We start from the raw sequence: 25,346 nt of genomic DNA, 5'->3' as shown, positions 1-25,346 counted from the left end.
GTAGGTCGTCGGCGGCGTCACGTGCGCCAGATTGGTTGCAGATCGTGCCAATCAGGTGCAGACTTGCGGCATGGCCGAAACCCGCTCCGCCGCCACGCCGATGGCGTTCATTCGCGCCATGGTGCTGGCCTATGAGAAGTACGGCGCCAACCCGGCCGAAGCCCTTGAACGGGCACGAATCGCGCCGCTTTCGCTGCACCGAACCGATGCCTGCATCACTGCCGAGCAGATGATGGCGTTCTCCGAAGCGGCAATGCGCGAGCTGGACGACGAGGCACTCGGCTGGTTCGGCCGGCGGCTTCCCTGGGGCAGCTACGGCATGCTGTGTCGCGCCTCCCTCGGTTCGCCGAACCTGGGTGTCGCGCTGAAGCGATGGTGCCGGCACCATCGACTGCTGGTCGACGACGTGCTGCTGACCTTGCGATCCGCGGGCCAGCGGGCGGAACTGACGATCGAGGAGTGCCGCCCGGGCGACGCGCGGATGCGCGAGTTCTGCCTCCTGACGTTGCTGAGGTACGTCCATGGGTTCGCCTGCTGGGCAACCGACTCCCGCATTCCCTTGCTCGCCGTGTCGTTCGCCCACGCGCCCCCGATCCATCACGCCGCGTACGCGTTGATGTTCCCGGGGCCCGTTCGATTCGGCGCCGGCGTGACCGGCATCAGCTTCGACGAGCAATACCTCCGGTTGCCCATTCGGCGCGACGAAGCGGCGTTGCGCGCGATGTTGCGCCGGGCCTTGCCACTCACGGTGCTCCAGTACCGGCGCGACCGGCTGCTCGTCCAGCGCGTGCGCGAGCTGCTCTCCGTTCAGCAGACGGCCGACACCTTGGCCAGCGCCCTCAACATGTCGGTGCGGTCGCTGCACCGACAGCTCAAGGAGGAGGGCACCTCCCTGCAGGCGCTGAAGGACCAGGTGCGCCGCGACATGGCCATCGAGATGCTGACGCGAACCAGCCGGTCGGTGAAGCAGATCGCACTGGCCGTGGCGTTCCGCAACGAAAAGAGTTTCACCCGCGCCTTCGGCCAGTGGACGGGTGAGAGTCCGACGGAGTACCGCCGCAAGCTGTCGACGGTCGCCCGATCGGCCTGAGGGTTCCCGGCGGACACCTCGATTCGATGGGGCCGATCCCGCCCGCCCCACATGCCGCGGGCCCACTCAAGGCGTCGTGCACGTGTAGTTGGTTGCAAGCTTGGCGGCCGCGGCGTCGTTGACCGGGCCGGTATAACGCGGGTACTGCGGGTGCTGGCACAACGGCCGGGCGAAGGCCACCCCACCCGCCGCGTCAATCTTCTCCGCACGCAAGGTGGCGGGCGCAACGCTCGCGGTCACCCACTGGTCCAGCGCGGCCAGCAGGTCCGACGTGTCCGCGCCGGGGCCGCCCGCGCAGTGGTCGACCCCGGGCGCGATGTAGAAGCGGGTGGCGGCATCCGCGCTCGCAGCACCGACAGCGCTGCGCATGTTGGCGACGTACTCGGCGGTCGAATTCGAACTCAGTGCCGCGTCGTTTCCGCCGTGCCAGACAATCAGCTTGCCGCCGCTGTTGAGGAACGGGCGGATGTCGGTGTTCGTCGCGTCATTGAGCGCGGCCAGTGCATAGAGGGCATTCTGGTTCTGATCCCACGGCGCATAGGTCAAGGAGTTGGCCGCCGGATCACGCGCGAGGTAGTTCTTGACGGTGGTGTCCTGGAAGAGAAACTGCAGCGCGCCGGTGACGTTGCCGTTGCCGGTTTCCCACGCTCCCCAAGCTCCCGGGTCGTCTTCATTCCCCGTCAAGTTCCACCCCTTGTTGCGGAAGGTGCTGTTGCCGGCGAAGACGGCGTCGGTGGTCCACGAGGTGACCACGGCGAGTTGCGCGTCCGAAAGGCAGGTGTTTCCCGTATCGGTACCTCCGCCGCAACGCAGGGCGGCGATGTCGAGGACCGCAGGCGTGCAGGCCGCGGGGTTCGACACAACGCCGTCGACGATTCCGTCCAACGCATCACAGGTGTCGCGCACGTGCTTGGCCAGCAGGGCGGTTTTCTCTGCACTGAACGCCCCTCCCGGGGCGGCCAGCGCCTTGGCGGTGCGGTTGAACGCCCCCATGAAACCCACCCAGTTGTATGCGGGAGCTCGAGCGATCACGCCGTCGAATAGATTCGGATGGCGTTGCACCGTCATCAGCGCCTCCCGCCCGCCGTTGGAGCAGCCCTCGAAGTAGGACTTGGACGGTGGCACGCCGTAAGCCGCGGTCACCGATTCGAGCGCGGAGGACATCACCGTCGGTACCGAAAGGCTCCCGAACAGCTGGGCCGCGAAGGTGTCGGTCAGGGCGAAATCCGCGGACAGCCCACTTCCCTGGTGACCCGAATCGCTCGCGACCGAGGCATACCCCTGGGCAAGCGCCGGCAGCACCAGCGGTGGGATGGACCCGTTGTAGCCGCCACCGCCACCGTAGTACAGCTTGCCGTTCCAGGCGTCCGGCAGCCGCATCTCGAAGTTCAAGGCCGGGGCGATGGTGCCGTTGACCTTGCAATAGGTCGGCACGGACGCGCTCGCGGGCACCATGGCAGCGGTCAGCGCCGCGCCTCCGATGACCTTGCCAGACAGGGCGTTGCAGGCCTGCTGCGCGTTCACCACTTGTGCGGGTGCACTGCTGTCGCCGTCCGAGCCGCACGCGGCAAGCAGGAGCGAACACAGTGCCGCTGCAGCGAGCGCGGTCGATCGAATCCGGTGCGTCTTGCGATTCTCTGCGTACATGTCACGTCCTTCATGGTTGGCGCGTTGTCACGGGATCGGTGCGCACTGATTCTGGAATCGCCGGTGCCGATTGACTGTCGGCCGGCGTACATTTCCGTCGCGTCGACTTAGGGGAAGACCCCTGGACTGGATTGCCCTCATTGCCAAGCCAGGCTGTGCGGGTACTGTCAGAATTTGCTCCGCCGAGTTCCTTCGAGAAAGCCATGTCTCCCAGTTCCCTCGAGATGCGCGACCGCCTTCGGGAAGCCCCCTGGGCCAGGCACCTCACTGCCGAACAATGGGTGCGGGTGGACGCAGAGACGCAAGTGGTGCAGTACGCTGCTGGAACCGTCGTGAGCCGGGAGGGCGCGCGCGCGCAGCATTGGGTGGGCGTCCTGGACGGCATGGTGAAGGTCGACACCGTATCCGCCGACGGACGGGGCACCACGTTCATTGGCGTCTCTTCCGGAGGATGGCTGGGGGAAGGATCGATCCTCAAGCGCGAGCTCAGGCCCTATGAGGTGATCGCGCTGCGCGACAGCTGGATCGCGTTGATGCCGACGAGAACGTTTGACTGGTTGTTCGAAACGAGTTTGGCGTTCAACCACTTCCTCGTCCACCAGTTGAATGCTCGCCTCGGCCAGTTCGTGGCCGTCGTGGAAAGTTATCGCATGCAGTCGACCACGGCGCAGGTGGCCGTGTGCGTGGCTGAGTTGTTCAATCCAGCGCTTTGCTCGGTCACGTCGGATGCGTTGTCCCTGTCGCAAGAGGAGATTGCACGCTTGTGCGGCCTGTCTCGGCAAACCGCGAACCGTGCCTTGCATGAGCTTCAAGCGGCCGGGTTCGTGCGAATCCAGTACGGCACGATCCACGTCCTGGACGTGGAAGGCCTGCATGCTTTTGGAAGAGGCGTGTCGTCAAGGCAGGGCGTGTTGCAGCCCGCGACCGGTTTCATGCGCTCACGTTGACGGTCCGCCGGACCGCATCACCGCACCGAGGCGACTACTTCGCGCCGGCAAGCAGCCATTGCGCAATGGCTTGCAGATCGGCGTCGGGAACCTGAGCCTGCGGCGGCATGGGCATCGGCCCCCACTTGCCTGTGCTGCCGGCTTTGATGCTGGCAGCCAGTTGCGCGGCGGTCCCTTTCCCCTGGCCATACCTGGCGCCGATGTCTTTCCAGGATGGCCCCACCACTTTGACCGCGGGTTGGTGGCATGCGACACAGGTGTACTTCTGCGCCAGCGCCTGGCTGGCCACGGCCTGCGCGGGCAGCAGGGCACTCGCTGCCAACCCCACGAGAACCGGGGCTGCCAGCATGCGCCGGGCGGCGACAACAAGGCGGTCACCGCGATGCGGTTTCGGATCTTCGGTCATCTGAGTTCTTTCTTCATGTCACCGTGTTCGTGACGCTGTTGGCCAGTGGGAAAGTTGGGGCGGGACACACCAAGGCAGAGGCCGCGGCCGGATGCGGATCGCCAGGTGAGCCCGCCGCTTCCAATCGCCATTTCGCCTTGGCGACTCGCGCGGATTCGCTCATCGGGACCCCGTTTTTCGCCGCGACCACCTCGGCCATGATGGACAGGGCGATCTCGGCCGGCGTCTTGCTGCCGATGTAGAGGCCCGCTGGCCCGTGCAAGCGTTCGAGGGCGGCATCGGAAAGATCGAAGTGCACCTTCAATCGCTCCCGGCGCTGGGCGGTGTTCCGGCGCGAGCCGATGGCTCCGACATAGAAGGCGTTCGACTGCAACGCATCGATCAGCGCGAGGTCATCGATCTTCGGATCGTGCGTGAGCGCGACGACGGCGGTGCGGCCATCCGGCTGCAGCCGCTGCACGAGATCGTCAGGCATCTCCTGGGTCACGACCACGCCATCCAGGTGCCAGTCCGACAGACGAGTCTCACGCGGGTCGCAGACGATCACCTCGAAGCCGAGGCTCATGGCCATCTGGCACAGGTAGCGAGAGAGATCACCGGCGCCGATCACGATCAGGCGGGCCCGCGGACCCACGAAGGTGGTCAGCCGGGCGTCCTCGAGCAGCGGCACGCCATCGTGCCGGCCATCCCGAAGCACGACCTCGCCCGTCAGCAGGTCCAGCACGCGCTCGGTGGCGCGCCGTTGTTGGCAGGCCAACAACAGTTCGTTGATTCGGCTGAGCGCTGACACCGGCTCCAGCACGAGTTCGATCGTGCCGCCGCAGGGCAGGCCGAAGCGATGCGCCTCTTCGGCCGAGATGCCGTAGCGCAGGACGGTGGGCACCGCCGCGGCACACAGCGCCCGGACACCGCCGACCCGAACCTGTTCGATCAGGTCGTCCTCGATGCACCCGCCGGAAACCGAACCAACGGTTTCGCCCCGTTCGTTGATCGCCATCAGTGAGCCCGGAGGTCGTGGCGAGGAGCCCCAGGTTCGCGCGACGGTGACCAGGGCCACGGGCGAGCCCGACGATTGCCATCGTGCGACGGCGCGCAAGACCAGCGTGTCCAGGTCCTCCATGTCGCTCCTTACGCCAGATTGAACGGCAGCTCGCGCAGCGGCTTGCCAGTGAGGCGTGCGATCGCATTGGCGAAGGCTGGGGCCAGTGGGGGCAGGCCGGGCTCCCCCATGCCAGTGGGCGGCTCGGCGCTGGGCACGACGTGGACGGCGATCTGCGGCATGTCGGTAATGCGCGGCACGCCGAAGTCGCCGAAGTTGCTCTGCTGCACTTCGCCATCCTTCAATGTGATTGCGCCGCCACCCGGCAGGCACATCGACAGGCCCATGAGCGCCGCACCCTGCACCTGGGCCTCCACGCTGCGCGGGTTGACCACGAGGTTGCAATGCACGCCGGCGGTGACGCGGTCCAGCACGGGAAGTCCGTCTTTCACCGACGCCTCCACCACGTAGGCCACCACCGAACTGAAGCACTCGTGCACCGCCACGCCCCAGGCGCGGCCCGCGGGCAACCGGGTCTTGCCATAGCCGCTCTTGTCCACCGCCAGTTGCAGCGCGGCGCGGTGGCGCGGGCTTTGATCGCCGAACAGCTGCATCCGATAGGCCACCGGATCCTGCTTCGTGGCGCGCGCGATGTCATCGATCAAGGTCTCCATGACGAAGGCGGTGTGGGTCGAGCCCACGCTGCGCCACCACAGCACGGGCACGTTGACCTTCGGGTGGTGCACCGTCAGGCGCATCGGCAGCGGGTACGGCGCGCGCATGCCCTCGGTGGCCGTCGGGTCGATGCCGTTTTTCACCCGGCCGCCGAACATGGTGCCCGTGACGATGGACTGGCCGACCAGGACGTGGTCCCACGCGAGCACCTTGCCGCTGTCGTCGAATCCGATGCGTGCGCGGTGCAGGTGCATGGGGCGGTAGTAGCCGCCCTTGATGTCGTCCTCGCGGCTCCAGAGCGTGCGCACCGGGGCGTTCAGGCCTGCCGCGCGAGCAGCCTTCGCAACCTCGCATCCCAGGACAACGAAGTCACTGCTGCCTACGCCGCGCCGGCCAAAACCGCCACCGGCCGTCTGCACGTTGATCCGCACCTGCTCGGGTTTGAGGCTCAGCACGCGCGCAGCCGCCGCGCTGTCGGCGCCGGGGAACTGGGTGCCGACCCACAGCTCGGCACGTCCCTCGGACAGCTGGACGGTGCAGTTCAGCGGCTCCATGGGCGCGTGGGCAATGTACGGGAAGACGAACTCCGCTTCCAGTTGGTGAGGCGCCGTCGCCAGTGGCGCCATGTCGGCCTCGAAGTGGTGTGGGCCCGGGCGACCGGCCAACTCCCTGTACTGGGCCAGTTGCTTCTCGCTGTCCACTTTCTCGACCGCTGCCAGATCCCATTGCAGGTTCAGTGCGTCGCGGCCGAGTTTGGCCTGCCAGTAGCCATCGGCCACCACGGCCACGCCTTCTGCGCCGCCGTCCAGCGGCACACGCAGCACCGCCTTGACGCCCTTGACGGCGCGCGCCGCGGTGTCGTCCACGGTGGTGAGCTTGGCGCCGAACGCCGGCGGGCGGGCCACCACGGCGGTCAGTTGCCCCGGCAGGCGGACGTCGATGCCGAAATCCTGTCGGCCACTGCTCTTGGCTTTGGCATCGATCCGCGTCGTGGCGCGGCCGATGATCCGGAAGTCCTTGGGGTCCTTGAGCGTGACTTTTTCTGGAACGGGCAACGCCATGGCGGCCTCGGCCAGCTCGCCATAGCGTGCCCTGCGGCCTGCGGGACCGATCACAGTGCCGGCCTGTGTGCGCAGGCTCGCCGCGTCCACGTTCCAGCGGGCCGCGGCGGCACTGAGCAGCATGGCCCGGGCGCGGGCACCAAGCTCGCGGTACTGGGTGTAGCTGTTCTTGATGGAATTGGAGCCACCGGTGATGTGCATCCCGAAGCGGGGGTCCTGGTAGGCGATGTCGCTGGTGCCGTTGCGGCTGCGCACCAGGCGCCAGTCGGCATCCAGTTCCTCGGCCAGGATCATCGGCAGGCCCGTCTGCACGCCCTGGCCGAACTCGAGCCGGTTGATGGTCACGGTGACCTCGCCGTTGGGCGCGATCTGCACGAACGCGGACGGCTGTTCGGTGGGTTTCAGGCCGCCGGCCGCCGAGGCGGAGCCTTGTGCCGTGGCAAGGTGCGGAAAGGCGCCGAGCGCGAGACCACTGGCGCCGACCACTTTCAGGAAGCTGCGCCGTTGCAGCGTGGCAGGGGCGTCCGTCCGCTCACGTTCAAGCATGTGCTGCAGCGCGCGCGGCAGTTCAGCCGGGTAGGTGTCGTTCAACATGGCGGGCTCCAGTCAGGCGAGGGCTTTGGCGGCATCCACCACCGCGGCGCGGATGCGGGCGTAGGTGCCACAACGGCAGATGTTGCCGGCCATCGCGCCATCGATCTCGGCGGGGGTGGGCTGCTTGCCCTTGGGCAGCGACTTGAGGAATGCGGTCGCGCTCATGATCTGGCCGCTTTGGCAGTAGCCGCACTGGGCCACGTCGTGCTTGACCCAGGCGGCGTGCACGGCCGCCCCGACCCGGTCGCTGCCGTCGGTCATGGCTTCGATGGTGCGGATCTTCTTGCCTTCGGCGGCAGAGATCGGCGTGATGCAGGAGCGGATGGCCTGGCCGTCGAGGTGCACGGTGCACGCGCCGCAGAGCGCCGCGCCGCAACCGAACTTGGTGCCGGTCATGCCCAGGGTATCGCGCAGGGCCCAGAGGATGGGGGTGCCGGGGTCGGCATCGATCGTCTGGTTGCGGCCGTTGATGTTGAGTGTGCTCATGGTGCGCGTATTTCCGTTGGGGGAATCAAGAAAGCTCGACGCCGCTCACCGGTACGAGAGCCGCAGCATCGCTTCCCCCAAACGGGCACCGCGCGCCTCGATGGTGGACCCGATCGCCCCGATCCGAGACAGGTCGTCGGCGCTCAGCGTGATGCCTGCCGCGCCCAGGTTTTCCTCGATACGATCGAGCCGGCGCGTGCCGAAGATCGGGACGATCCAGGGCTTTTCCGCGAGCAGCCAGGCCAGCGCGACTTGAGCCGGCGTGGCACCCTTCTCAGCTGCGACACGCCGAAGCAGATCCACGATGGCGCTGTTCGCTTCACGGGCCTCGGATGTGAAACGCGGCGAGTTGGCGCGGAAGTCCTTGGGGTCGATGGGCGTGCTGGTGTCGATCTTGCCCGTCAGGAAGCCGGCGCCCAGCGGGCTCCAGGGCACAAACCCGATTCCGAGCTCTTCACACAGTGGCAGCACCTCGGGCTCGGGGTCGCGGGTCCACAGCGAGTATTCGCTTTGGATGGCCGAGACCGGCTGCACCGCGTGGGCGCGACGGATCGTATCGGTGCCGGCCTCGGACAGGCCGAAGTGCCTGACCTTGCCCTGGGCGATCAGGTCCTTGACCGCGCCTGCAACGTCTTCGATCGCCACATCGGGGTCGACCCGGTGCTGGTACAGCAGGTCGATGCAATCGATGTTCAGCCGCTTCAGCATGCCCTCGGTGGCGAGCTTGATGTGGTCCGGGCGGCTGTTCAGTCCGCCCCGTCGCTCGCCCGTCTCCAGATCGACGTCCCAGCCGAACTTGGTGGCGATCACGACCCGATCGCGGAAGGGGGCAACGGCTTCCCCGACGAGCCGCTCGTTGGTGAAGGGGCCGTAGACCTCGGCGGTGTCGAAGAATGTGACACCCAGGTCATGGGCCCCGCGAATGACCCGAATGGCTTCGTCGCGGTCCGGGGATGGGCCATAGGTCGACGCGAAGCTCATCGTGCCGAAGCCGATCTCCGAGACTTCGAGCTTGCCCAGTTTGCGTGTCTTCATTGTTTCTCCCTGGATTCCAAGCCGAAGCCTTGCAGGCTCGGCGCTCGCGGCCGGAGCCCTCCGTAGGCGAAACTCAGGCCCATGCAGCCGAGTCCGATGGCCGAGCCTTCCAGGCCGCCTGCTCCAAGTGTTCGTTCGATCATGCCCAGGTTCCTTGCTCGAAAACGTGCCGTTGTTCAACGCAGGAACTGTAGGCACCACGCGATCGATCGACTAGACCGCGGGACAGACATAGACTTATAAGACGGGCTACTCAATGACACGATTCGACGACCTGGCGGCCTTCGCGGCCGTTGTCCGCGAGGGCAGCTTCACCCGCGCTGCCGCGCAAATGGGCGTGACGCAGTCCGCGCTCAGCCAGACGATTCGGACGCTGGAGCGCAAGCTGGACCTGAAACTGCTGAACCGCACGACGCGAAGCGTGTCGACCACCGAAGCAGGGGAGCGGTTGTACCAGGCCGTGGGGCCGCGCTTCGCGGACATCGACGCAGAGCTGGCCGCGCTGAGCGAGTCGCGTGACACGCCGGCAGGCACGGTGCGCATCACGGCCACGGAAACGGCGGCGCGGATGCTGGTCTGGCCCAGGCTGCAGCCGTTGCTTTCCAGGTACCCCGACATCAAGATCGAGATCAGCAGCGAGAACCGCTTCATCGACATCGTGGCCGAGCGGTTCGACATTGGCGTTCGCCTGGGCGGTGACGTTGCCAAGGACATGATCGCGGTGCGCATGGCACCGGACATGCGCATGACGGTTGTCGGGAGCCCTGGCTACTTCGAGCGCCGCAGCCCGCCTCGCACGCTGCAAGATCTCGCCGAACACGACTGCATTTGTCTGCGCCTGCCTACCCACGGCGCGCTGCTGCACTGGGAGTTCAAGCGCCGCGGAAAAAACACCAATGTCCAGGTCACCGGGCGTCTCGTGTTCAACGCGACAGACTTGGTGGTTGCCGCGACGATGGCCGGGCACGGGCTGGCCTGGGTTCCCGCGCCCGCCATCAATGAGCATGTTGCAGCGGGGAGCCTGACGCCTGTGCTGGATGATTGGGCAATCACCTATCCTGGCCATCACCTGTACTACGCCAGCCGAAGTGCATCGCCCGCTCTGGCACTGGTCGTGGAGGCATTGCGCGTTCCGAAGAACAAGTGATGGGCACGCCTGCCGGTCTATGTCGGCTGTCACCGGCCAGGCGTGAGGGAGCCTCCACCCGTGCGAGTGCCGCTCCCATCACCCCAGGATCAACGCAGACGCGCCTTCAGTTCCTCGCTCGCCTGGTGCAGCGCCGCGCGGGTTGCGGGCAGGCCGCTCAGCACGTTGAGCAAGCCGAAGTCGTGGATCATGCCGTTGTAGCGCGTGGCCACCACGGTGACGCCAGCGGCGTCGAGCTTGCGGGCATAGGCCTCGCCTTCGTCACGCAGCACGTCTTTCTCGGCCGACTGCACCAAGGCGGGCGGCAACCCCTTCAGTTGGTCGGTGGTTGCCAGCAGCGGCGACGCGTAGATGTCCTGCCGTTGCTTCGGGTCCGTCGTGTAGGCGTCCCAGAACCACTTCATCATGTTCTTGGTCAGGAAGTGGTCGTTGGCGAATTCGTCGTATGAGGCGTTCTCGAAGCTGGCGTTGGTCACCGGCCAGAACAGCACTTGCGCCCGCAATGCCGGCGCGCCCTTGGCCTTGGCCATCAGCGCCACCACCGCCGCCATGTTGCCGCCCACGCTGTTGCCGGCCACCGCGAGGCGCTTGCCGTCGACATTGATCTGCGCGCCGTTGTCGGCCACCCACTTGGTGGCGGCGTAGGCCTCGTTGATGGCCACCGGGTAGCGCGATTCGGGCGATGGTGTGTAGTTCACGAACACCGCCGCGGCGCCGGAGTCGGCCACCAGGTCGCGCACGAAGCGCTCGTGTGTCGGGAAGTCGCCGAGGATCCAGCCGCCGCCGTGGAAGAACATGAACGCAGGCAGCACGCCCTTGGCACCAACCGGCCGCACGATGGTCAGCTTGATCGGCTTGCCGTCCACCGTGATGGTCTTCTCGCTCACGTCAGCCGGCGGCAGCTTGGCCCCGGCCTGTGCGCCAACCAGCACGGCGCGCGCGTCGGCGGGAGAGAGGGCCTCGAGCGGCTTGCCGCCGCCTTTGGCCAGCGCCTCGAGGAAGGCCTGCGTGTTGGTTTCGACGCCAGGGCTCCCGGCGGCCAGCGCGGCACCAGCGGCCAGCGAGAGAAGGGACGTGGCGAAGACCTTGCGGATGCGTTTCATATCGGTGCCTATTGAAGGTGGAGTGGAAGGACATCGCGTCTTGAACTGCGACCGGTGCGCGACGCCGGTCTGCTTTATCGTGCGAATAAATCGCGTGCGAACGAATTGGCTGGAAAGTGGGCGCACGTGGCGCCCGTCTTCATCGAACGTGTCAGGCGGCGTTCTTGTAGAGCTTCGACCTCATGTCCTTGAGCCGCGATCGAAGGGTGTCGATCTCGTCAGGAGCGCATTCCATCGCGGCGGCCACGCAGGTGGGGATGTCTTGCGCGCGTTGGCGCAGGCGTTGACCCGCCGCGGTCAGTGAGACGATGACCTGCCTTTCGTCGGCAGTCGATCGGTTTCGTGCAATGTGGCCTGCCACTTCCAGGCGCTTGAGCAACGGGGTGAGGGTGGGGGAGTCGAGGTACAGCCGCTCGCCGATCTCCGAGACCGTCATGTCATTGCGCTCCCACAGCACGAGCATCACCAGGTATTGCGGGTAGGTCAGCCCCAGGTCTTTCAGCAGGCCTCTGTACACCTTGTTGAGGCCCAGCATGGTGGAGTAGAGCGCGAAGCACAGTTGCTGATCCAGCGCGAGTGCGGGCGCTGGCAGTGATGCTGGCGATGGCTGTTGCTTCTTCATGGGAAGGCAGTATACATAGCGTGCTATCTATTTGCAAGCGATTCAGATTGCGCCAGGGAAGAGGTGTGGCGCATGGGTGCTGGAGCCCGACCGGCCGCCGGCCTGCGCCCCCTGCACGCCGTTGAGCGGCGTGCGCGACTTGGGCGTGGCACCCGTTGCCTCACCGGCATCGGGCCTCGAAACGGCATCGCATCAGGCTCCCACCAGCCCACCGACCGCGTCGTTCGTAACGAAACGTTGTTGGCTGTGCGGCGCGAACGACGCGCTCGCCGACCCGCCCGTGAGTTTGTCCTTGACAACCCCGCCCGCATGAGACGGCCGTTTCCGGCGGGTTGTGGGGACATTTCACGGCGTGACGCAGTTATCACGCACCCAAAGTTGTTTCAATCCCTATCTTGCAAAAGCTTACCCCCGCGTTCAAGGGGGCGCGGTCCAATTCGGGCTCTGAAATTGATCTGTGGGTGGGTTTGATGCAAGCGGTACATCGCAAAGAACTTCTGAGCCGTCTGGCCGTCATGAGCGCTGTGGTTGCGCTGACGGCCTGCGGTGGTGGCGGCTCGGACGTCGCTTCCGATACGCCGGCTACGTCGGTGACGGTCGACACGGCCGCACCGGCACCTGGCCCGGTCGACTCGCCGGCTCCGGCGCCGACGGCAACCGAAGGCACCGCCACGGCGCCCAAGATCCTCAGCGCATCGGCCGTGACCGACGCGCGCATCGACGTGACTTGGACCGCCGTGGGCGGTGCCGCCCGTTACGTGGTGTCGCGGTGCGACACGGACGGCTGCACGCCGTCCACCGGGATCGCCGAGGTCGACGGCACCAGCTTCTCCGACACCGGCTTGACCGCTGGCGTGTCGTACACGTACAGCGTCGCTGCCATCGCCGATGATGGCAAGGCCACGTCCTCGGGGCCGTACGTCGCAACGCGCGACATCGGTGACAGCGTGCTGGCGCTCGACACCCAGGCGCCCAGCACCCCGTCTGCACTGACCGTGAAGGTGCTGTCGCCCACCCAGGCGACGCTCGCCTGGACCGGCAGCACCGACAACGTCGGCGTCGAGAGCTACAAGATCGAACGCTGCGAGACCTCGGCCTGCACGAACTACATGCAGCTCAACCCGAACACGAGCACCAGCTACACGACGACCTCCCTTGTCGGCGGGCGCCTCTACAACTTCCGCGTGCGGGCGTACGACAAGGCCGGCAACGTGAGCTGGCCGTCGAACAGTGTGTCGGCGACGACGCCCACGACGGCCCCCGCACCGGCACCGGCACCAGCACCAGCTCCGGCTCCGGCTCCGGCTCCGGCTCCGGCTCCGGCTCCGGCTCCGGCTCCCGCGCCCGCGCCCGCGCCCGCGCCCGCCCCGGCGGTCGTGGTCCCGGCGAACGTCAGCGTGCCCGGCACGATCACGACGCCGTTCCCCACGATGCAGAACCTGACGGTCGAATGGGCCTTCTCCGGTGACGCCAATGCCAACGCGGTCGTCAACGTGCGCTACCGCGCGCAGGGCACCACTGCCTGGCGCAACGGCATGCCGCTGCGCCGCGTGCAGGCCGGCAGCACCACGGGCTTCTCGTGGACCACGCGCCACACGGGCAGCGTCTTCGACCTGCAACCCGCGACGACCTACGAGGTCGAGCTGTCGCTGGTGGACGCGGACGGTGGCAGCACCACCCGCACCGTCAGCGCGACCACGCGCGCCGTCCCCGCGCCGATGGCCAACGCCCCGGTCAAGGCCGCCACGCCGTCCACGCTGTCGAGCGTGCTCGCGTCGGCCGTGCCGGGCGACATCGTCCAGCTTGCCGCAGGCACCTACACCGGTTTCACGATGAGCAAGGACGGGTCGGCCGGCAAGCCGATCGTCATCCGCGGCGTGCCCGGCACGGTGTTCAACGGCGAGCTGTTCTTCAACGGCCGACAGCACGTGATCCTCGACGCCGTGCAGGTCAATGGCACCGTCCGCTTCGACAGCACCAAGCACTTCGCGCTGACACGCAGCACTATCAAGTCGGTGCCGACGGTGCGTGGCGGCAGCACCGTGGTGGCGTACATCCGCGCCGAGAACGCCTACATCGCGGACAACGTCGTGACCGGCACCACCGCGTGGGCCGAGGCCGCGCTCGGGGTCAACGGTGCCAACGTGGGCGAGGGCATCGAGTTCACCGGCCCGGGCCACGTGGTGATGAACAACAAGGTCAGCGGCTTCCGCGACAACATCTCGCTGCTCGAGCAGAGCGAGGCCGTGGACCAATACAGCATCGACATCCTCAACAACGACCTCTCGATCGCCGCCGACGACGGCGTGGAGGCCGACTTCTGCTTCCACAACTGCCGCGTGATGCGCAACCGCATCACCAACGCGTTCATCGGGCTGTCGTCGCAACCGGGTCTCGGTGGCCCGACCTACTTCGTGCGCAACGTGCTCTACAACATCGCGCACGTGTCCTTCAAGCTGTACCGTGGCAGCTATGGTGATGTGCTTCTGCACAACACCGTGGTCAAGGGCGGTGACGCGATTGGCATCTATGCCGGCGTTGCGATCAACAGCCTGTACAGCCGCAACAACCTGTTCATCGGCGGTCCGGGCGGCGCGTACGGCGGCTACGACAACGGCTCCGGCAAGGTGCTGCAGATCCCTGACCTCGTGTCGTCCAACGCGAACATGAACTACGACGCCATCGGTTCCACGACGGGCACGTTCAGCGGCCGCTTCGGCAGCACATCGTTCAGCGACCTCACGCAGCTGCGCAGCCTCACGACCGAGAAGAACGCGGTGCAGGTTTCGCTCGCGGTGTTCAACAGTGCCGTGGCATTGCCGACCAACGCGATGAGCACCTACGCGGCGCCGGACCTGCGCCTGAAGTCGGGCTCGGCGGCCGAAAACGCCGGCGTGGCGATCCCCGGCATCAACGACGGCTTTGCGGGCACCGCCCCCGACGCCGGTGCCTACGAAGTGGGTGCGCCGTTGCCAGTGGTGGGGCCGCGCTGACCGCAAGGCGCATTTCCTGGCGCGTGATCAAGGCCCGGGCATTGCCCGGGCCTTTTTTTGTGCGCCCGGCACGGGCGCACTCCTGGAGGTGCACGTCCTCCCGTAAGTGATCACAGCGAACGCGTCCTGTTGCATTTCCTCCCCATTCCAGGGGGGCACGCCAGGCCCGATCACGCGGCCTGCGCTGGCATCATGGCCGGGTTGTGACTCGGCCCACAGGGCCATCGTGGGAGCGTTGATGAGCAAACGACAGTTGGCCTCGGTGTGCATGCTCGCGGCCCTGGCCGCCGGATGCGGCGAGAAGAAGACGGAACTGGGCGAAGGCGGGTCGGTGGTGAGCGGCTCGGCAGGGCCGGCCGGGGCAAGCGGTGCCGCGCCCGAGCTGACCCATTGCGATGCGCCGGTGGCCACGCTCGCGCTTGCCGAGAACCCGCAGGGCTACACGATGCGCGACAACTACCAGCTGCCGGCGTCGCCGGTGCCGTTGATCAAGCTGATCGCCCAGCAAAGCGGCTGCTTCCGCGTGGTGGACCGCGCGGCCGGCCTGCGCAGCACCATCCAGGAACAGGAGCTCAAGGAGGCGGGGATCGTTCGCTCGAACTCCACCGTGGCCAAGGGCAAGGGCTATGAGGCGCAGTACACGCTGGTGCCGAGCCTGACCTTCAGCGAGCAGGACGCCGGGCGAGGCCTGGTCGGCATCATCGGCGCGATCCCGGTGCTGCGCGACATCGCCGGCCTGGTCGGTCTCGTCGAGCAGGTCAAGCTGAAGGAAGCCCAGGTGGCACTGCTGCTGACCGACAACGAGACCACCGAACAGCTGGCCGCGTCCACCGGCTCGGCACGTGCCACCGACCTGGGTGTGGGCGGGCTGCTCGCAGGCCGCCTCGGTGGCGGCGGCGGGCTCGGCTGGAGCAACACCAACGAAGGCAAGGTGATCGCTGCCGCGTTCTTCGACGCACACAACAAGCTGGTGGTGCAGGTGCGGGAGTTGAAGGCGAAGGAACTGCCGCCGGCGGTGCCGACCAAGGGGAAGACGGGCGGCTGACGCGATGCCCCCGGAGCCGGTGGCATCAGACGCCGGGGCCGATGAAAACCGCCGAAGGACCAACAGCCATGATCAGCCTGAGCGCCGTGCGCGCCGACATCACGACACGCCGTGTGGACGCCATCGTCAACGCGCCAACAGCTCGCTGCTGGGCGGCGGTGGCGTCGATGGTGCCATCCACCGGGCTGCGGGCCCCGACCTCCTCGCCGCCTGTCGGCGGTTGAATGGCTGCGCGACGGGCCAGGCGAAGATCACCCCGGGGTTCCGACTGCCGGCACGCTACGTCATCCACACGGTAGGGCCCGTGTGGCATGGCGGCGCACGTGGCGAGGCCGCGCTGCTGGCGTCGTGCTACCGGGAAAGCCTGGCGCTGGCAACCGCACACGGCCTCCACACATTGGCGTTCCCGAGCATCAGCACGGGCGTGTACGGTTATCCGATTGCGCTGGCGGCGGAAGTCGCCGTGTCGACGGTCCGCGGTTTCAGTCCGGATGCCGGGGACGCGCTGGACGTGACGTTCTGCTGCTTCTCGGAAGCCGATCTGGGGGTCTACACGGCGTTGCTGTGAAGGCCCGTCGCCGGCCAGATCGGCGCTGTGGCTTCATGTCCTCGCGCAGCGGGCCCATCCGATCAGAGCTGTGATACCACTTGGGTAGGCACGCCGTCTGAAATGGTATTCCCGATCACCCGGTTGTTCCCGAAAGACACGTAGGTGCCGCCGCCGGCCGGCGGAAAGAAGCCGTAGGCGTTGCTCGAAAGCAGCGTGTTGGCCAGCCAGACGATTGCGCCCGAACCTTTGGCGAGCACCCCGCCGTCGCGGTTGCCGGACGAGACCACGCGGTCCAGCATGATCGTGGAGGCGGCACCGGTCGAGGACGCGGCAGCACCCGAGGAGCCGTTGCCGGTCAGCAGGCTGTCGCTGACGCTGGCTGAGCAGTTGTCGTTGAGCCGGAGGCCGGTCAGGCCGTTGGCGGCCAACGTGGAATTGAACACCGCCACCCTGGCGGAGGCACCTGACGTCGGCGCCGCCCAGATGCCGTGCTGCACGTTCTCGCGGATCAGGCTGTTGGTCACGGTGACATTCGTGGCGGCCGACGACACCACGTCGATGCCGTTGCCGGTCTGCCCGCGAATGACGACCTGATCGATCTGGACGCTGGCCGCTGCCAGCACGCGAATGCCCGCGAAACCGGTGCCGGCGCCGTCGATGGAGATGTTGCGCAGGGTCACCTGTCCGACGCCGGCGTTGATGGTGATCCCGTTCGTGCCGGCATTCAGCACCCCCGCCAGGACACCCTTGCAGTCGATGATGATGGACTTCGTGATCGTGACGGCGCCAAAACCTCCGGCGTCGATGCAATTGATCTCGCCGTTGATGGCGGTCTTGCTGATCGCCCCCGCGAATGTCTTGCAGGGCGCTGTCCGGCTGCAGGGGTTGGCGTCGTCACCCACCCCGGAGACCCATGTGCGTGTGGCTTGAGCCGACGCGAGTTGCGGCGTGACCAACATCACGAGCGTCGCGAGGACGGCCGCTGACGAGGACGCAATAGCTCTGATGATTCCCATGGGGTGATCCGGTGGCGTGAGGATTGAGAAACAGGCGCTCGATGTCCCGCTGAAAGCAGAGGTCGATGTCACTTTCACCGCGTCGCGCGCCTGCGCGTGAAGGAGCGCACGATTGTCGTTTGACTCACCTGCTTCGCGATCATGTGATGACCCTGGCGCGCCTCGGGTGAATCACGACTTGGGGATACACATCGATCAGGTGGGCGCGCGCCGGAGAACCAGAACGTATTTGCCCTAGGCATCAGCGAACGCGGGCGAGCGTCTTGAAACCCTCGCGAAGCCTTGACCCGAGTCCCAGTGGGAGTGGCGGCCACAGATCCACCGAGCTGGACAACGTGACCTGGAGAAAGTTGCGCGGATGGTCCTGGCGAACGATGGGCGACACCGAATGCCAGGACGCGTTGTTGCACGGGAACATGACGAGTCGGTTCGCGCGCGGTGAGACGGTGGTCGTTCGGTCGCCAGGGCCATGGAGCGACAGGTCCCCGCCTTCCGTACCGGATGGGTCGGTGAAGTACAGCAGCATCGTCGCCGCCCTTCGGCGGTGATCAACATGGACCTTGCGCCTGTAGCCGACTCGCCCCTGCATGAGATCGAACCGGACCCACAAATCGTCAGGGGCATGCACTACCCGCAGTGGTAGCCGACTTTCCTTCTCCGCCCTCGACTCCACGTGCAACACATGGCGCGCGCGATCCAGGTTCACCGCGGCATCCGTCGCGAAACACGCCGCGAACTGTTGCAGCACGAAATTGGTGAAGGTCTGGTTGTTGCAGGCCATCCACAGGTCCCGCCACGCGCCTCCCTTGGCCATGAGGTGTTCGAACTCGGCATCGCCGGGGTGGATCGTGAATCCGGTCGGGCCCGTGGCAGGGGGGCACTCCGGAAAGGTCGACGCCAGTTCTTCGAACAGGTCTTGCGGCAGAAAGCCGTCGACGCACAGATGGTCGAACGGTTCCTTGCACAGCGGATACACGGGACGATTCCAAAGGTCGTTCATGAGTTGATCCTTTGCCGAAGCCGTGAGAGTTGTCGCTGGGTCCACAGTGTGGCAGCCGAAGGCAGTGAATCGAGGCGCGTCATGTCCTGCTCGCGGGCGAGGAATCGTCGCCGCCACTGGTCGGAGAGGGCATCGCGCTGGACTTCGAGTGTCACGTGCTGCGCCTGGACGGGATGAGCCCCCTCCAGGCCCACGAGGCGGGCGATGGCGTCGACGGTGCCTTGCGGGTCTGCGGCGACAGCTTCGTAGGTCAGGTGCAGGGGCACGATGCCGTTGCGCCCGAAGAACAGTGTCCAGCGTCCGTGGTCGCGGGCGGTACGCGCCAGCGAGTCGCGAATTGCGCCGTGCCCGAACTTCGGTTGTCCCTGCACGCGGGCCGTGGATCGATATTGCCGGGTCTGCTTCGAGCGCACGTCGGAGATGGCCTGGCCAAGCAGGTCCAGGCGCTCAAGATGGATCCAGCGCAGCTCCGGCAACGCGGAAGGCCAGTCCAGCCCTGCGATGCGGTCGAAGCCTTCGCAGAACATCTTCATGCCGTACACGCCATTGTCAGTGACACCCCGTGCCAGCACCTGCTGAAGTTGGACGTGAGGCTCCAGGGGATAGGCCGCGTCCTCGCGCGCCCGGATGCCCTTGCCGTTGAACCAGTCCTGGGGGCGGCCCAAGGTCCCCGTCGACGCCAGGAGCTGGCACAGGTAGTTGGAACCGCTGCGCGGGTAGGAACAAATCACGTAACCTCGGATCGTCATCGGGTGACTTCCGGGATGCGGGAGGGCACGGACTGGATGAAGTCCTGGCATCGCTCGGCAAGCTGCCGTGCCAGCGGCCGCCAAAGCTCCGGGTTCGGCGGGGGGGCATCGAAGTCGAAATCGAAACGCCCCGACAAGAAGGCGGATGGCTTCGCGATGTGCGCCAGCTCGAATGCCGGCTGCAGCCGCCTGCGATCGGGAGCGGTGGGCACGAACAGCACCGGCGTGCCGAACGCCAGGCAAGGCAGCGCGCAATGCAGTCGGGTCGTGACTACCGCGCGCGCGCGCGCGTAAAGATCGAGCAGGGCCTGTGCCTTTGCCATCCGCTGTGCGTGGCCGCTCGTCATCAGGTCGAGGTGCGTGACGGAGGTGACCGGGGAAGTCGTGCGGCGCTTCATCGCGGTGAGGTAGGGCTCAGGGAGATCGCAGGCCACCACGACGTCATCCCTCGCTGCGTTCGGCGTGGGGAGTGTCAAGGTGAGGCATCCGGAATACCAGCTCGGGATGCGGTGGCGCTGCAGCAGTTCGAGCGTGGCCGGGTCGCGCGCACCGACCGGGCCGTGCGCAATCAGCCATTCCCTGCCTTGCGGACTCAGCATCTGGGACGCTGGCGAAGGAATCCAGAATTGCCTGAGCATGCGCCGGGTGTCGAAGTGCATCGACACGAGCAGGGGACGGATGCGGGAATGCGGCGGCCAGTTCACGGGTCGTTCGAGATACCACCCGTTGAGGATGGCGTGAACCTGGCCCTCGCCACCCGGTTCCAGCTGGAGAGCGTCTCGCTGCAGGAGAACATCGACATGCGGCAGGAAGCGCTTCGCAGCGATGCTCTGGACGTGATCGCCCAGATTGATCGTTTCGTAGGTGAGCAATCCGAAACTCATGCGGAAGCCTCCATCACCCGCTCCGCCACGGTGCCCTGGCGAACGTCGAGAATCCGGGAACAGCCGCGAAGCGCCGCGTCGCGGTGAGTGACGATCAGGATGGTCATGGACTGCCCGAGTGCATCCAGGGTGTCCAGGATGCTGGCTTCCGTCGCGGCGTCGAGTTGGCTGGTCGCTTCATCGAGTACCAGCACCGGCGCCCGCCGGTACAGCGCTCGCGCGATGGCGATCCTCTGCCGTTGCCCGCCGGACAGGAGCACGCCACCGTCACCGATGCGGGTGTCCGCGCCCGACGGCAGCGACGCCAGGAACGGCCGGAGCCCGGCGCCGGACACGGCGCTGTCGAACTGCGCGATGTTGACGGGGCTGTTTCCTGCCGCGTTCATGATGACATCGCGAATTGGCGCGTCTCGCAGGTACACGTTCTGCGCGACGCACGCCACCTGACTCTGCCAGGCCCACAGCCGCTCATGCGAATCGAGTGGCATCCCGTCGACCAGCAGGCGCCCGGCCGTTGGCTCGACCAATCCAAGGAGGATGTCCAGCAGGCTGCTCTTGCCACTTCCGGATGGCCCCACGATGGCGACGCGTTCGCCTTTGCGGATGGTGACATTGACATCGCGCAGGATCACTTCACGGTCCTCGTAGCGCATTTCCACGTGTTCCAGGACCACCGCCCGTTCGAACGGCAAGACACCGGGTGGAAGATGCGGCATTGGCAGCGCTGGCCGTTGCATCAGGCCCAGCGTGTCTGCGAGGACATCGCTGTTGGTGCGAAAAAGGCGCCACCCCGCATGGCAACCGTTGATCAACGGCATCAGCCGTTGCATGCCGAGTGCGGCCACGCCGATGACCGGAATGCCGGACGTGATGCCGTCTGGCCGGCGCGACAACAACCAGACCAGGGCGATCGCCGCCAGCACGACGACCATTTCCACGACGTGACGCGGGCCCAACGCGGCGAAACGATCACGCGCCTGCCGTGTCCGGAAGTGCGCTTCCGTCTGCTGGAACTGCGCCGTGACCCGCATCTGCTCATGCGAAAGCACGAGGTCGCGATAGCCGCTCTGGGCTTCATGGGTCACCTTGAACCGCCGCAAGGCAAGCGATTGCAGTGTCTGCCCCCCGTGTTCGGAACGGCGCGTCGCCAGCAGGCCCACGGCCCAGCAGGTCAAGGCGAGCAAGCCCAGCACCGGCAGGACGATCAATGGCGCGATGACCACCAGATAGGCCAGTAGCGCAACGGCCAGCACGGCGCTGACCATGGCTTGCACCAGAGGCCCGAGGGCGCCGTTGACGAGGCGTTGCATGTTCTCGAGTGCTGCGAACAACTCCGCGGACTCGCGCTTCACATGTTGCAGGTAAGGCTGCCGAAGCGCGCGGGAGAAGATTTCCGAACTGGCGTCGGACGCGAAACCCAGCACGAGCCCATCCTGCAGTTTCAGGGTTGCCAGCCTCGCCAGGGCCACCGCAATGACAGAGAAGGCAAAGACGAGCAACGGGCCCACGGAGTGCCACTGGTCGACCGCGTGCATGACGGCGTGCAGGAACTGCTTCAAGGCGACCAGCGCCCCGAGTTCGGCAACGCCGGCAACGACCGTCACACCCACGGTGAGCGCCACCGCGTGTCGGCGGGGGCGCGACAGCACACGCCAGAGCGTCACCAGCAGCGTTCCGACCCGCGGACGCTCACCCGGCCCCAGGCGGTTCGGCTGACTCATTTGGCTATCGGCGGATCGATGCGCCCGAGGTTGATGGACGGACCATCAGGCACCCATCGAAAGAGATGCCCCGAGGGAACGCGCCGGCGTGCGCGCCAGTTCCGCCAGGACAGCCGTGCGCGGGTGGCCCGACGCGCCATCGACGGCGACAGGCTGCAAATCAGGGCCCAGGCAATCACGCGGACACTGGCGCTAAGAGGCAGAAGCCGCATGCGGGTGGCCATGTTTTTCAGGATTTCCGGCGGCAGGTTCGCCCACAGGCGGAGGCTTCCCAGCGTGCGGAAGACTTCCGGTTCGAGCTTGTCTGCGTCATCGTGCCTGGACTCGCGCAGCCGGAGCGTGGCGGGCATCGCGTTCAGAGCCTGTTCGACCACTGCCCGATCATCGGTCAGGCGAGCGCTTGTTCCAGCGAACCGGTACAGGAGCAAGTCGTCGGCAATGACCAGGATCTCGCCCACCTGGGCGAGCCGGCGGTACAGCTCGGAATCTTCGAAGTAGCTGGACTTCTGGCAGTACCCGCCGACCTGGTCGAATGCCCACTTGCGGTAGAGCACCGAGGAATGCGCGATCGGAGGGGTGGGCCTGCCGAGAAGCGTCGACCGGTCCACGCCGCGGATGGGGCGATCGGCGCCATCGATGAGGCTGTAGAGCGTGCCGACGAGCACGGCGGACCGATGTTCGGCAAGGGCCCGCACTTGAAGTTCAAGCCGGCGCGGGTGGCACAGGTCGTCGGCGTCCATGCGGGCGACCAGAGGCGCACGCGCCTCGTCCGCCACCCAGTTGGAACTGCCGGCCGGCCCCAGTCGGATGGCACTTCGAAGCACGCGAATGCGGGGATCGCGCTTGGCGAAGGCCTCGGCGCAAGCGGCGGACCCGTCTGTCGAGCAGTCATCTCCGATCACGAACTCGAAATCGCCGAAGCTCTGCTGCAGGATCGCTTCGATGGCTGCGCCAAGATACGGCATGGCGTTGTGAACCGGCATCACGACGCTCAATGTCGGAATGCCGGAATGCATCTTGCGCAGCGTGTCGCGCTCGGAGGCTTCGATGGCCTTCGCCAAGTCATCCTCGCTGCGCGACCAGCCGTACGATCAGATTGATCATGCAGTGATGGTGCCACATCCGGTGGCCCGATCGCTACAGGTCGACCGCAGAAAACCCCTTTGCCTAAAGGCGAAAATCGGCTTCCCAGCTTTCCAGACTCTGCATGGGCGCTGCAGTTGAAACGGATCGGGAGGGCTCGCGAGATGTTCCCGAATCCATGGGATCGGGTTCAAAAGATCGGCGTCGAGCGGGTCAAGCTCCCGCGCGATTCCGTGCGCCGGGAGACATGCGGTCAGGAGCCGATGACCGCACGCGACCCGAGCCGCTGTGCCACACGCCGGAGGTCGGCCTCGAAGCGCTCCAGCTCGGCAACCGATGCAGGGAAGCGCAGCACACAGGATTCCGCCGGCGCGTGGGGCTCGGACGGGTTGGCCCGGAGCGCCACCTCGACGAGGACGCTGTCCGCGAACTCCTTGCGGTTCAGGCTCAGGCGCACGGTGCCGTACCCGACGAAATCCTCCTGGCCCAGCAGGAACTCGCGCCGTCCGCCGCGGCCGCTGAGGAACGGGCGGAGGCGGTCGGCGATGTCGCGGAGCTCGTCGGGGCTCGCGTACAGGCCGACCTGTCCCGCGAAGCGGTCGCTTGCGGCCGATACCGTCAATTCCTGCAAGTCGTCGTCGGCCTGGACCACGGCGAAGTCGAGATAGGGGGCGCTGGATGTCATCGGGAGGTCGGCACGAGGCAGGGCGGTCGGTGCGGGTCACCGCTGGAGACGAACCGCGGTGTGTGCGGCGCAGTATGGCCCTGGGGGGCATGGCCGTGCCGAACGCCTGGGCGAGACCTGACGAAAGGTGTGATCGAGTTCTCGAACGGCGGCTTCACCGTGTCGGCGCCCCGCGTCGGCACACGGGCCCTTGCGCCGCTGCCGGCGCACCACCGGTCCCAGCCCGTCAAGCCGCTTGAGGCGCACGCCGGTACAGGCGCCAGACCGTACTCAAGTTGACGACGGCCACCACCAGCTCGAGCGCGGTGCCCCCGATCGACCCCGCGATCAGGTTGTTGGCGATCCACAGGCACGTGCCACACAGCATCACGAGCCGCATCGCGATGCCCTGCAACAGGAACAGCGCCAGCGTGCCGAGGCACGAGGCCGCCAGCGGAAGCCAGTCGGCCGGGGCCTTCGCGAGCGCGAGTCCCAGCGTGATGTCTGTTCCATGCCGCGCCACAGTGGCGGCACCTGTTCACACGTCACTTCACGCGCCGTCAGCGCTCGTAGTGGTGGCGATTGACGCCATCGAAAGCATCCGCTGCGGAGGCAGCAGTGCTTGAAACGACCTCGCTGAACCGCAAGGGCATGGATCGTTGCGGCCGAGTTTCTCGGTCAGTTCCTTGGTGCCGCCGACGATGCGGCGCCCGCGCTTGACCCCGGTTTCAGAGGGGAAGCCCTTGCGGCGCTTGCTCATCACTTCGAAAGCACGCGTCGTCTTGTTGGTTCGGTTTCATGGCGAATCTCCTGATGGTTGGATGGACGGTTTCTCCTGCGGCCGGCACACGCGCAGCCGCCGAACGACCTGAGCGCCGCCGCAGGGGGCACGAACCTGGCCTGCCCCATCAAAGGGTGGTGGTTGGTGACGAGGCCTGCGGACATCGCGATGAGGTGCCGTGCGAAACGTGTTGCCTGGATCAGCGGAGGATGCGCACTGTAAATAGTCTTTACTTGCGCGTCAACCCCGGGCAACAATGAAGCACACGGCCATCCCGGCCATGCGTTTCCTGGAGGCCCGATGGGCAATTCGATTCACGCTCACCATGTGCGGTGGATGAAGGCGTTCCCGCCTACGACGTGGTCCTCCGGCGCCACGTGGATGGCCGGCAGGCGGAACTGCTGCGCGCCCGCTACGGACAGGCCAGGGTGTATGCCGTGACCAAGCGCCAACTCGGCGGTCCGGTGCTTCGTGCGCATGGCCTGCGCTCCGACGCGGAGGTGGGCGGCGCGGGTGCGCCGCCCACGTGACGCCCCGGCGCAGCCGCGCTGCGTGGCGGCCGGCAAGGGCGCTGAGGCCCACCCGCGGGCGGGTGGGCCTCATGGAACGGCAAGTGCCGTTCAGGGCCGCCAGGTCAGCGCGGTCTTCTTGTTGACGTCGGTGTCCGAGCCCACGTTGGACGTCTGGTCCACGAACCCCGACCGGTTGCCCGCACCAAGGTTGAGGCCCGCGCCGCGGTACTCGACGTCGCCGTGCAGGTTCAACGTGCCCGATGCGCCCTGGTTCGGCTCGAAGAAGCCGAGCGGGTAGAACGTGGTGCGCACCTGCGCGGAGCCGGACACCGTGAAGGCGTTGTTGCCCCACGGGCTGCCCGTCACGCCGATGACACTGAGGCCGCCCACGGTGCCGCCGGTGACCGAGCCGTTGGCCACGATGGCCTGGTCTTCGATGCGCGCGGTGCCGGAGGCCCGGCCGCCCGGCAGAAACTGAACGTGGGTGGCGCCATGT

At 66.7% G+C, this 25,346-nt stretch carries 25 protein-coding genes and 1 pseudogene; 7 read left to right on the top strand and 19 right to left on the bottom strand.

The window, feature by feature from the left end; genetic code table 11:
- Positions 1 to 70 precede the first annotated feature (70 nt).
- Positions 71 to 1,090: an AraC family transcriptional regulator gene (locus tag ASC87_RS19750; RefSeq protein WP_056666110.1), complete on the top strand. Its 1,020-nt coding sequence runs from the start codon at positions 71 to 73 to the stop codon at positions 1,088 to 1,090.
- 66 nt (positions 1,091 to 1,156) lie between these two features.
- Here ASC87_RS19750 and ASC87_RS19745 read toward each other — a convergent pair whose 3' ends face one another.
- Positions 1,157 to 2,737, bottom strand: a complete 1,581-nt coding sequence (locus tag ASC87_RS19745; RefSeq protein ID WP_056666106.1) for a tannase/feruloyl esterase family alpha/beta hydrolase — start codon at positions 2,735 to 2,737, stop codon at positions 1,157 to 1,159.
- 203 nt (positions 2,738 to 2,940) lie between these two features.
- Here ASC87_RS19745 and ASC87_RS19740 point away from each other — a divergent pair, with 203 nt between their 5' ends.
- Positions 2,941 to 3,684 carry a Crp/Fnr family transcriptional regulator gene (locus tag ASC87_RS19740; RefSeq protein ID WP_056666104.1) on the top strand — a complete coding sequence of 248 codons (744 nt, stop codon included), beginning with the start codon at positions 2,941 to 2,943 and terminating at the stop codon, positions 3,682 to 3,684.
- A 34-nt stretch (positions 3,685 to 3,718) separates the two neighbouring features.
- Here the strand turns inward: ASC87_RS19740 and ASC87_RS19735 are convergent, their stop codons facing one another.
- From ASC87_RS19735 to ASC87_RS32010, 6 genes are read right to left on the bottom strand one after another with little or no spacing between them, the layout of a single operon-like run.
- A complete protein-coding gene (locus ASC87_RS19735) occupies positions 3,719 to 4,090 on the bottom strand; it encodes a c-type cytochrome (RefSeq protein ID WP_235582222.1) in 372 nt (123 codons plus the stop codon).
- A gap of 13 nt (positions 4,091 to 4,103) precedes the next feature.
- Positions 4,104 to 5,210, bottom strand: coding sequence for an XdhC family protein (locus ASC87_RS19730; protein ID WP_082568782.1), 1,107 nt, complete (start codon positions 5,208 to 5,210; stop codon positions 4,104 to 4,106).
- Between the two features lie 8 nt (positions 5,211 to 5,218).
- Positions 5,219 to 7,459, bottom strand: coding sequence for a xanthine dehydrogenase family protein molybdopterin-binding subunit (locus ASC87_RS19725; protein WP_056666102.1), 2,241 nt, complete (start codon positions 7,457 to 7,459; stop codon positions 5,219 to 5,221).
- A gap of 12 nt (positions 7,460 to 7,471) precedes the next feature.
- On the bottom strand, positions 7,472 to 7,945 hold the full coding sequence (locus ASC87_RS19720; protein ID WP_056666099.1) for a (2Fe-2S)-binding protein: 474 nt from the start codon (positions 7,943 to 7,945) through the stop codon (positions 7,472 to 7,474).
- 45 nt (positions 7,946 to 7,990) lie between these two features.
- Positions 7,991 to 8,980 carry an aldo/keto reductase gene (locus ASC87_RS19715; RefSeq protein WP_056666097.1) on the bottom strand — a complete coding sequence of 330 codons (990 nt, stop codon included), beginning with the start codon at positions 8,978 to 8,980 and terminating at the stop codon, positions 7,991 to 7,993.
- Complete coding sequence (locus ASC87_RS32010; RefSeq protein ID WP_157604150.1) at positions 8,977 to 9,123, bottom strand: hypothetical protein; 147 nt, start codon at positions 9,121 to 9,123, stop codon at positions 8,977 to 8,979. The genes ASC87_RS19715 and ASC87_RS32010 overlap by 4 nt, the downstream gene beginning before the upstream one ends.
- A gap of 113 nt (positions 9,124 to 9,236) precedes the next feature.
- Here ASC87_RS32010 and ASC87_RS19710 point away from each other — a divergent pair, with 113 nt between their 5' ends.
- Positions 9,237 to 10,127, top strand: coding sequence for a LysR family transcriptional regulator (locus tag ASC87_RS19710; RefSeq protein ID WP_056666092.1), 891 nt, complete (start codon positions 9,237 to 9,239; stop codon positions 10,125 to 10,127).
- A gap of 89 nt (positions 10,128 to 10,216) precedes the next feature.
- Here the strand turns inward: ASC87_RS19710 and ASC87_RS19705 are convergent, their stop codons facing one another.
- The gene (locus ASC87_RS19705) at positions 10,217 to 11,230 is read right to left on the bottom strand and encodes an alpha/beta hydrolase (RefSeq protein WP_056666089.1); all 1,014 of its coding nucleotides are present in this window, start codon (positions 11,228 to 11,230) and stop codon (positions 10,217 to 10,219) included.
- A 151-nt stretch (positions 11,231 to 11,381) separates the two neighbouring features.
- Positions 11,382 to 11,852 (bottom strand): MarR family winged helix-turn-helix transcriptional regulator, encoded by a 471-nt coding sequence (locus ASC87_RS19700; protein ID WP_056666087.1) that lies wholly within the window; start codon positions 11,850 to 11,852, stop codon positions 11,382 to 11,384.
- Positions 11,853 to 12,367: 515 nt separating this feature from the next.
- Between ASC87_RS19700 and ASC87_RS33620 the strand changes: the two genes are divergently transcribed.
- From ASC87_RS33620 to ASC87_RS19685, 3 genes and pseudogenes are all read left to right on the top strand, one after another.
- On the top strand, positions 12,368 to 14,845 hold the full coding sequence (locus tag ASC87_RS33620; protein WP_157604149.1) for a fibronectin type III domain-containing protein: 2,478 nt from the start codon (positions 12,368 to 12,370) through the stop codon (positions 14,843 to 14,845).
- Between the two features lie 238 nt (positions 14,846 to 15,083).
- Positions 15,084 to 15,890, top strand: coding sequence for a CsgG/HfaB family protein (locus ASC87_RS19690; RefSeq protein WP_056666084.1), 807 nt, complete (start codon positions 15,084 to 15,086; stop codon positions 15,888 to 15,890).
- Between the two features lie 68 nt (positions 15,891 to 15,958).
- Positions 15,959 to 16,458: pseudogene (locus ASC87_RS19685) on the top strand (O-acetyl-ADP-ribose deacetylase).
- 62 nt (positions 16,459 to 16,520) lie between these two features.
- Here ASC87_RS19685 and ASC87_RS19680 read toward each other — a convergent pair.
- From ASC87_RS19680 to ASC87_RS30880, 9 genes are all read right to left on the bottom strand, one after another.
- Positions 16,521 to 17,534: a right-handed parallel beta-helix repeat-containing protein gene (locus ASC87_RS19680; protein ID WP_157604148.1), complete on the bottom strand. Its 1,014-nt coding sequence runs from the start codon at positions 17,532 to 17,534 to the stop codon at positions 16,521 to 16,523.
- Positions 17,535 to 17,697: 163 nt separating this feature from the next.
- Positions 17,698 to 18,456 (bottom strand): 2OG-Fe(II) oxygenase, encoded by a 759-nt coding sequence (locus ASC87_RS19675; protein WP_056666081.1) that lies wholly within the window; start codon positions 18,454 to 18,456, stop codon positions 17,698 to 17,700.
- Positions 18,453 to 19,205, bottom strand: coding sequence for a Stf0 family sulfotransferase (locus tag ASC87_RS19670; protein ID WP_056666076.1), 753 nt, complete (start codon positions 19,203 to 19,205; stop codon positions 18,453 to 18,455). The genes ASC87_RS19675 and ASC87_RS19670 overlap by 4 nt, the downstream gene beginning before the upstream one ends.
- On the bottom strand, positions 19,202 to 20,089 hold the full coding sequence (locus ASC87_RS19665; protein ID WP_056666073.1) for a polysaccharide pyruvyl transferase family protein: 888 nt from the start codon (positions 20,087 to 20,089) through the stop codon (positions 19,202 to 19,204). Before ASC87_RS19665 ends, ASC87_RS19670 begins: the two co-directional genes overlap by 4 nt.
- Positions 20,086 to 21,810, bottom strand: coding sequence for an ATP-binding cassette domain-containing protein (locus ASC87_RS19660; protein WP_056666070.1), 1,725 nt, complete (start codon positions 21,808 to 21,810; stop codon positions 20,086 to 20,088). The genes ASC87_RS19665 and ASC87_RS19660 overlap by 4 nt, the downstream gene beginning before the upstream one ends.
- Positions 21,807 to 22,871: a glycosyltransferase family A protein gene (locus ASC87_RS19655; RefSeq protein ID WP_056666067.1), complete on the bottom strand. Its 1,065-nt coding sequence runs from the start codon at positions 22,869 to 22,871 to the stop codon at positions 21,807 to 21,809. The genes ASC87_RS19660 and ASC87_RS19655 overlap by 4 nt, the downstream gene beginning before the upstream one ends.
- 275 nt (positions 22,872 to 23,146) lie before the next feature.
- Complete coding sequence (locus tag ASC87_RS19650; protein ID WP_056666064.1) at positions 23,147 to 23,578, bottom strand: hypothetical protein; 432 nt, start codon at positions 23,576 to 23,578, stop codon at positions 23,147 to 23,149.
- Between the two features lie 226 nt (positions 23,579 to 23,804).
- Positions 23,805 to 24,080 (bottom strand): YgjV family protein, encoded by a 276-nt coding sequence (locus ASC87_RS19645; protein WP_056666061.1) that lies wholly within the window; start codon positions 24,078 to 24,080, stop codon positions 23,805 to 23,807.
- 27 nt (positions 24,081 to 24,107) lie between these two features.
- Positions 24,108 to 24,317: an SEC-C metal-binding domain-containing protein gene (locus ASC87_RS30880; RefSeq protein ID WP_082568787.1), complete on the bottom strand. Its 210-nt coding sequence runs from the start codon at positions 24,315 to 24,317 to the stop codon at positions 24,108 to 24,110.
- A 353-nt stretch (positions 24,318 to 24,670) separates the two neighbouring features.
- Here ASC87_RS30880 and ASC87_RS19640 point away from each other — a divergent pair, with 353 nt between their 5' ends.
- On the top strand, positions 24,671 to 24,868 hold the full coding sequence (locus ASC87_RS19640; protein WP_056666058.1) for a hypothetical protein: 198 nt from the start codon (positions 24,671 to 24,673) through the stop codon (positions 24,866 to 24,868).
- 90 nt (positions 24,869 to 24,958) lie between these two features.
- Here ASC87_RS19640 and ASC87_RS32480 read toward each other — a convergent pair.
- On the bottom strand, positions 24,959 to 25,346 hold a 388-nt coding region (locus ASC87_RS32480), incomplete at its 5' end, for a hypothetical protein (RefSeq protein WP_200954428.1).

The sequence above is a fragment of the Rhizobacter sp. Root1221 genome (assembly GCF_001425785.1).
GTDB lineage: Bacteria > Pseudomonadota > Gammaproteobacteria > Burkholderiales > Burkholderiaceae_C > Rhizobacter.
This window is presented reverse-complemented; position numbering and strand designations above follow the sequence as displayed.

What these genes read in the sequence shown, in the direction of transcription:
- ASC87_RS30880 (WP_082568787.1), bottom strand. Translation starts at nt 24,317, where the DNA reads ATGAGCAAGCGCCGCAAGGGCTTCCCCTCTGAAACCGGGGTCAAGCGC.
- ASC87_RS19715 (WP_056666097.1), bottom strand. Translation starts at nt 8,980, where the DNA reads ATGAAGACACGCAAACTGGGCAAGCTCGAAGTCTCGGAGATCGGCTTC.
- ASC87_RS32010 (WP_157604150.1), bottom strand. Translation starts at nt 9,123, where the DNA reads ATGATCGAACGAACACTTGGAGCAGGCGGCCTGGAAGGCTCGGCCATC.
- ASC87_RS19670 (WP_056666076.1), bottom strand. Translation starts at nt 19,205, where the DNA reads ATGACGATCCGAGGTTACGTGATTTGTTCCTACCCGCGCAGCGGTTCC.
- ASC87_RS19690 (WP_056666084.1), top strand. Translation starts at nt 15,084, where the DNA reads ATGAGCAAACGACAGTTGGCCTCGGTGTGCATGCTCGCGGCCCTGGCC.
- ASC87_RS19720 (WP_056666099.1), bottom strand. Translation starts at nt 7,945, where the DNA reads ATGAGCACACTCAACATCAACGGCCGCAACCAGACGATCGATGCCGAC.
- ASC87_RS19665 (WP_056666073.1), bottom strand. Translation starts at nt 20,089, where the DNA reads ATGAGTTTCGGATTGCTCACCTACGAAACGATCAATCTGGGCGATCAC.
- ASC87_RS19660 (WP_056666070.1), bottom strand. Translation starts at nt 21,810, where the DNA reads ATGAGTCAGCCGAACCGCCTGGGGCCGGGTGAGCGTCCGCGGGTCGGA.
- ASC87_RS19725 (WP_056666102.1), bottom strand. Translation starts at nt 7,459, where the DNA reads ATGTTGAACGACACCTACCCGGCTGAACTGCCGCGCGCGCTGCAGCAC.
- ASC87_RS19705 (WP_056666089.1), bottom strand. Translation starts at nt 11,230, where the DNA reads ATGAAACGCATCCGCAAGGTCTTCGCCACGTCCCTTCTCTCGCTGGCC.
- ASC87_RS19735 (WP_235582222.1), bottom strand. Translation starts at nt 4,090, where the DNA reads ATGACCGAAGATCCGAAACCGCATCGCGGTGACCGCCTTGTTGTCGCC.
- ASC87_RS19710 (WP_056666092.1), top strand. Translation starts at nt 9,237, where the DNA reads ATGACACGATTCGACGACCTGGCGGCCTTCGCGGCCGTTGTCCGCGAG.
- ASC87_RS19700 (WP_056666087.1), bottom strand. Translation starts at nt 11,852, where the DNA reads ATGAAGAAGCAACAGCCATCGCCAGCATCACTGCCAGCGCCCGCACTC.
- ASC87_RS19750 (WP_056666110.1), top strand. Translation starts at nt 71, where the DNA reads ATGGCCGAAACCCGCTCCGCCGCCACGCCGATGGCGTTCATTCGCGCC.
- ASC87_RS19745 (WP_056666106.1), bottom strand. Translation starts at nt 2,737, where the DNA reads ATGTACGCAGAGAATCGCAAGACGCACCGGATTCGATCGACCGCGCTC.
- ASC87_RS19740 (WP_056666104.1), top strand. Translation starts at nt 2,941, where the DNA reads ATGTCTCCCAGTTCCCTCGAGATGCGCGACCGCCTTCGGGAAGCCCCC.
- ASC87_RS33620 (WP_157604149.1), top strand. Translation starts at nt 12,368, where the DNA reads ATGAGCGCTGTGGTTGCGCTGACGGCCTGCGGTGGTGGCGGCTCGGAC.
- ASC87_RS19675 (WP_056666081.1), bottom strand. Translation starts at nt 18,456, where the DNA reads ATGAACGACCTTTGGAATCGTCCCGTGTATCCGCTGTGCAAGGAACCG.
- ASC87_RS19650 (WP_056666064.1), bottom strand. Translation starts at nt 23,578, where the DNA reads ATGACATCCAGCGCCCCCTATCTCGACTTCGCCGTGGTCCAGGCCGAC.
- ASC87_RS19730 (WP_082568782.1), bottom strand. Translation starts at nt 5,210, where the DNA reads ATGGAGGACCTGGACACGCTGGTCTTGCGCGCCGTCGCACGATGGCAA.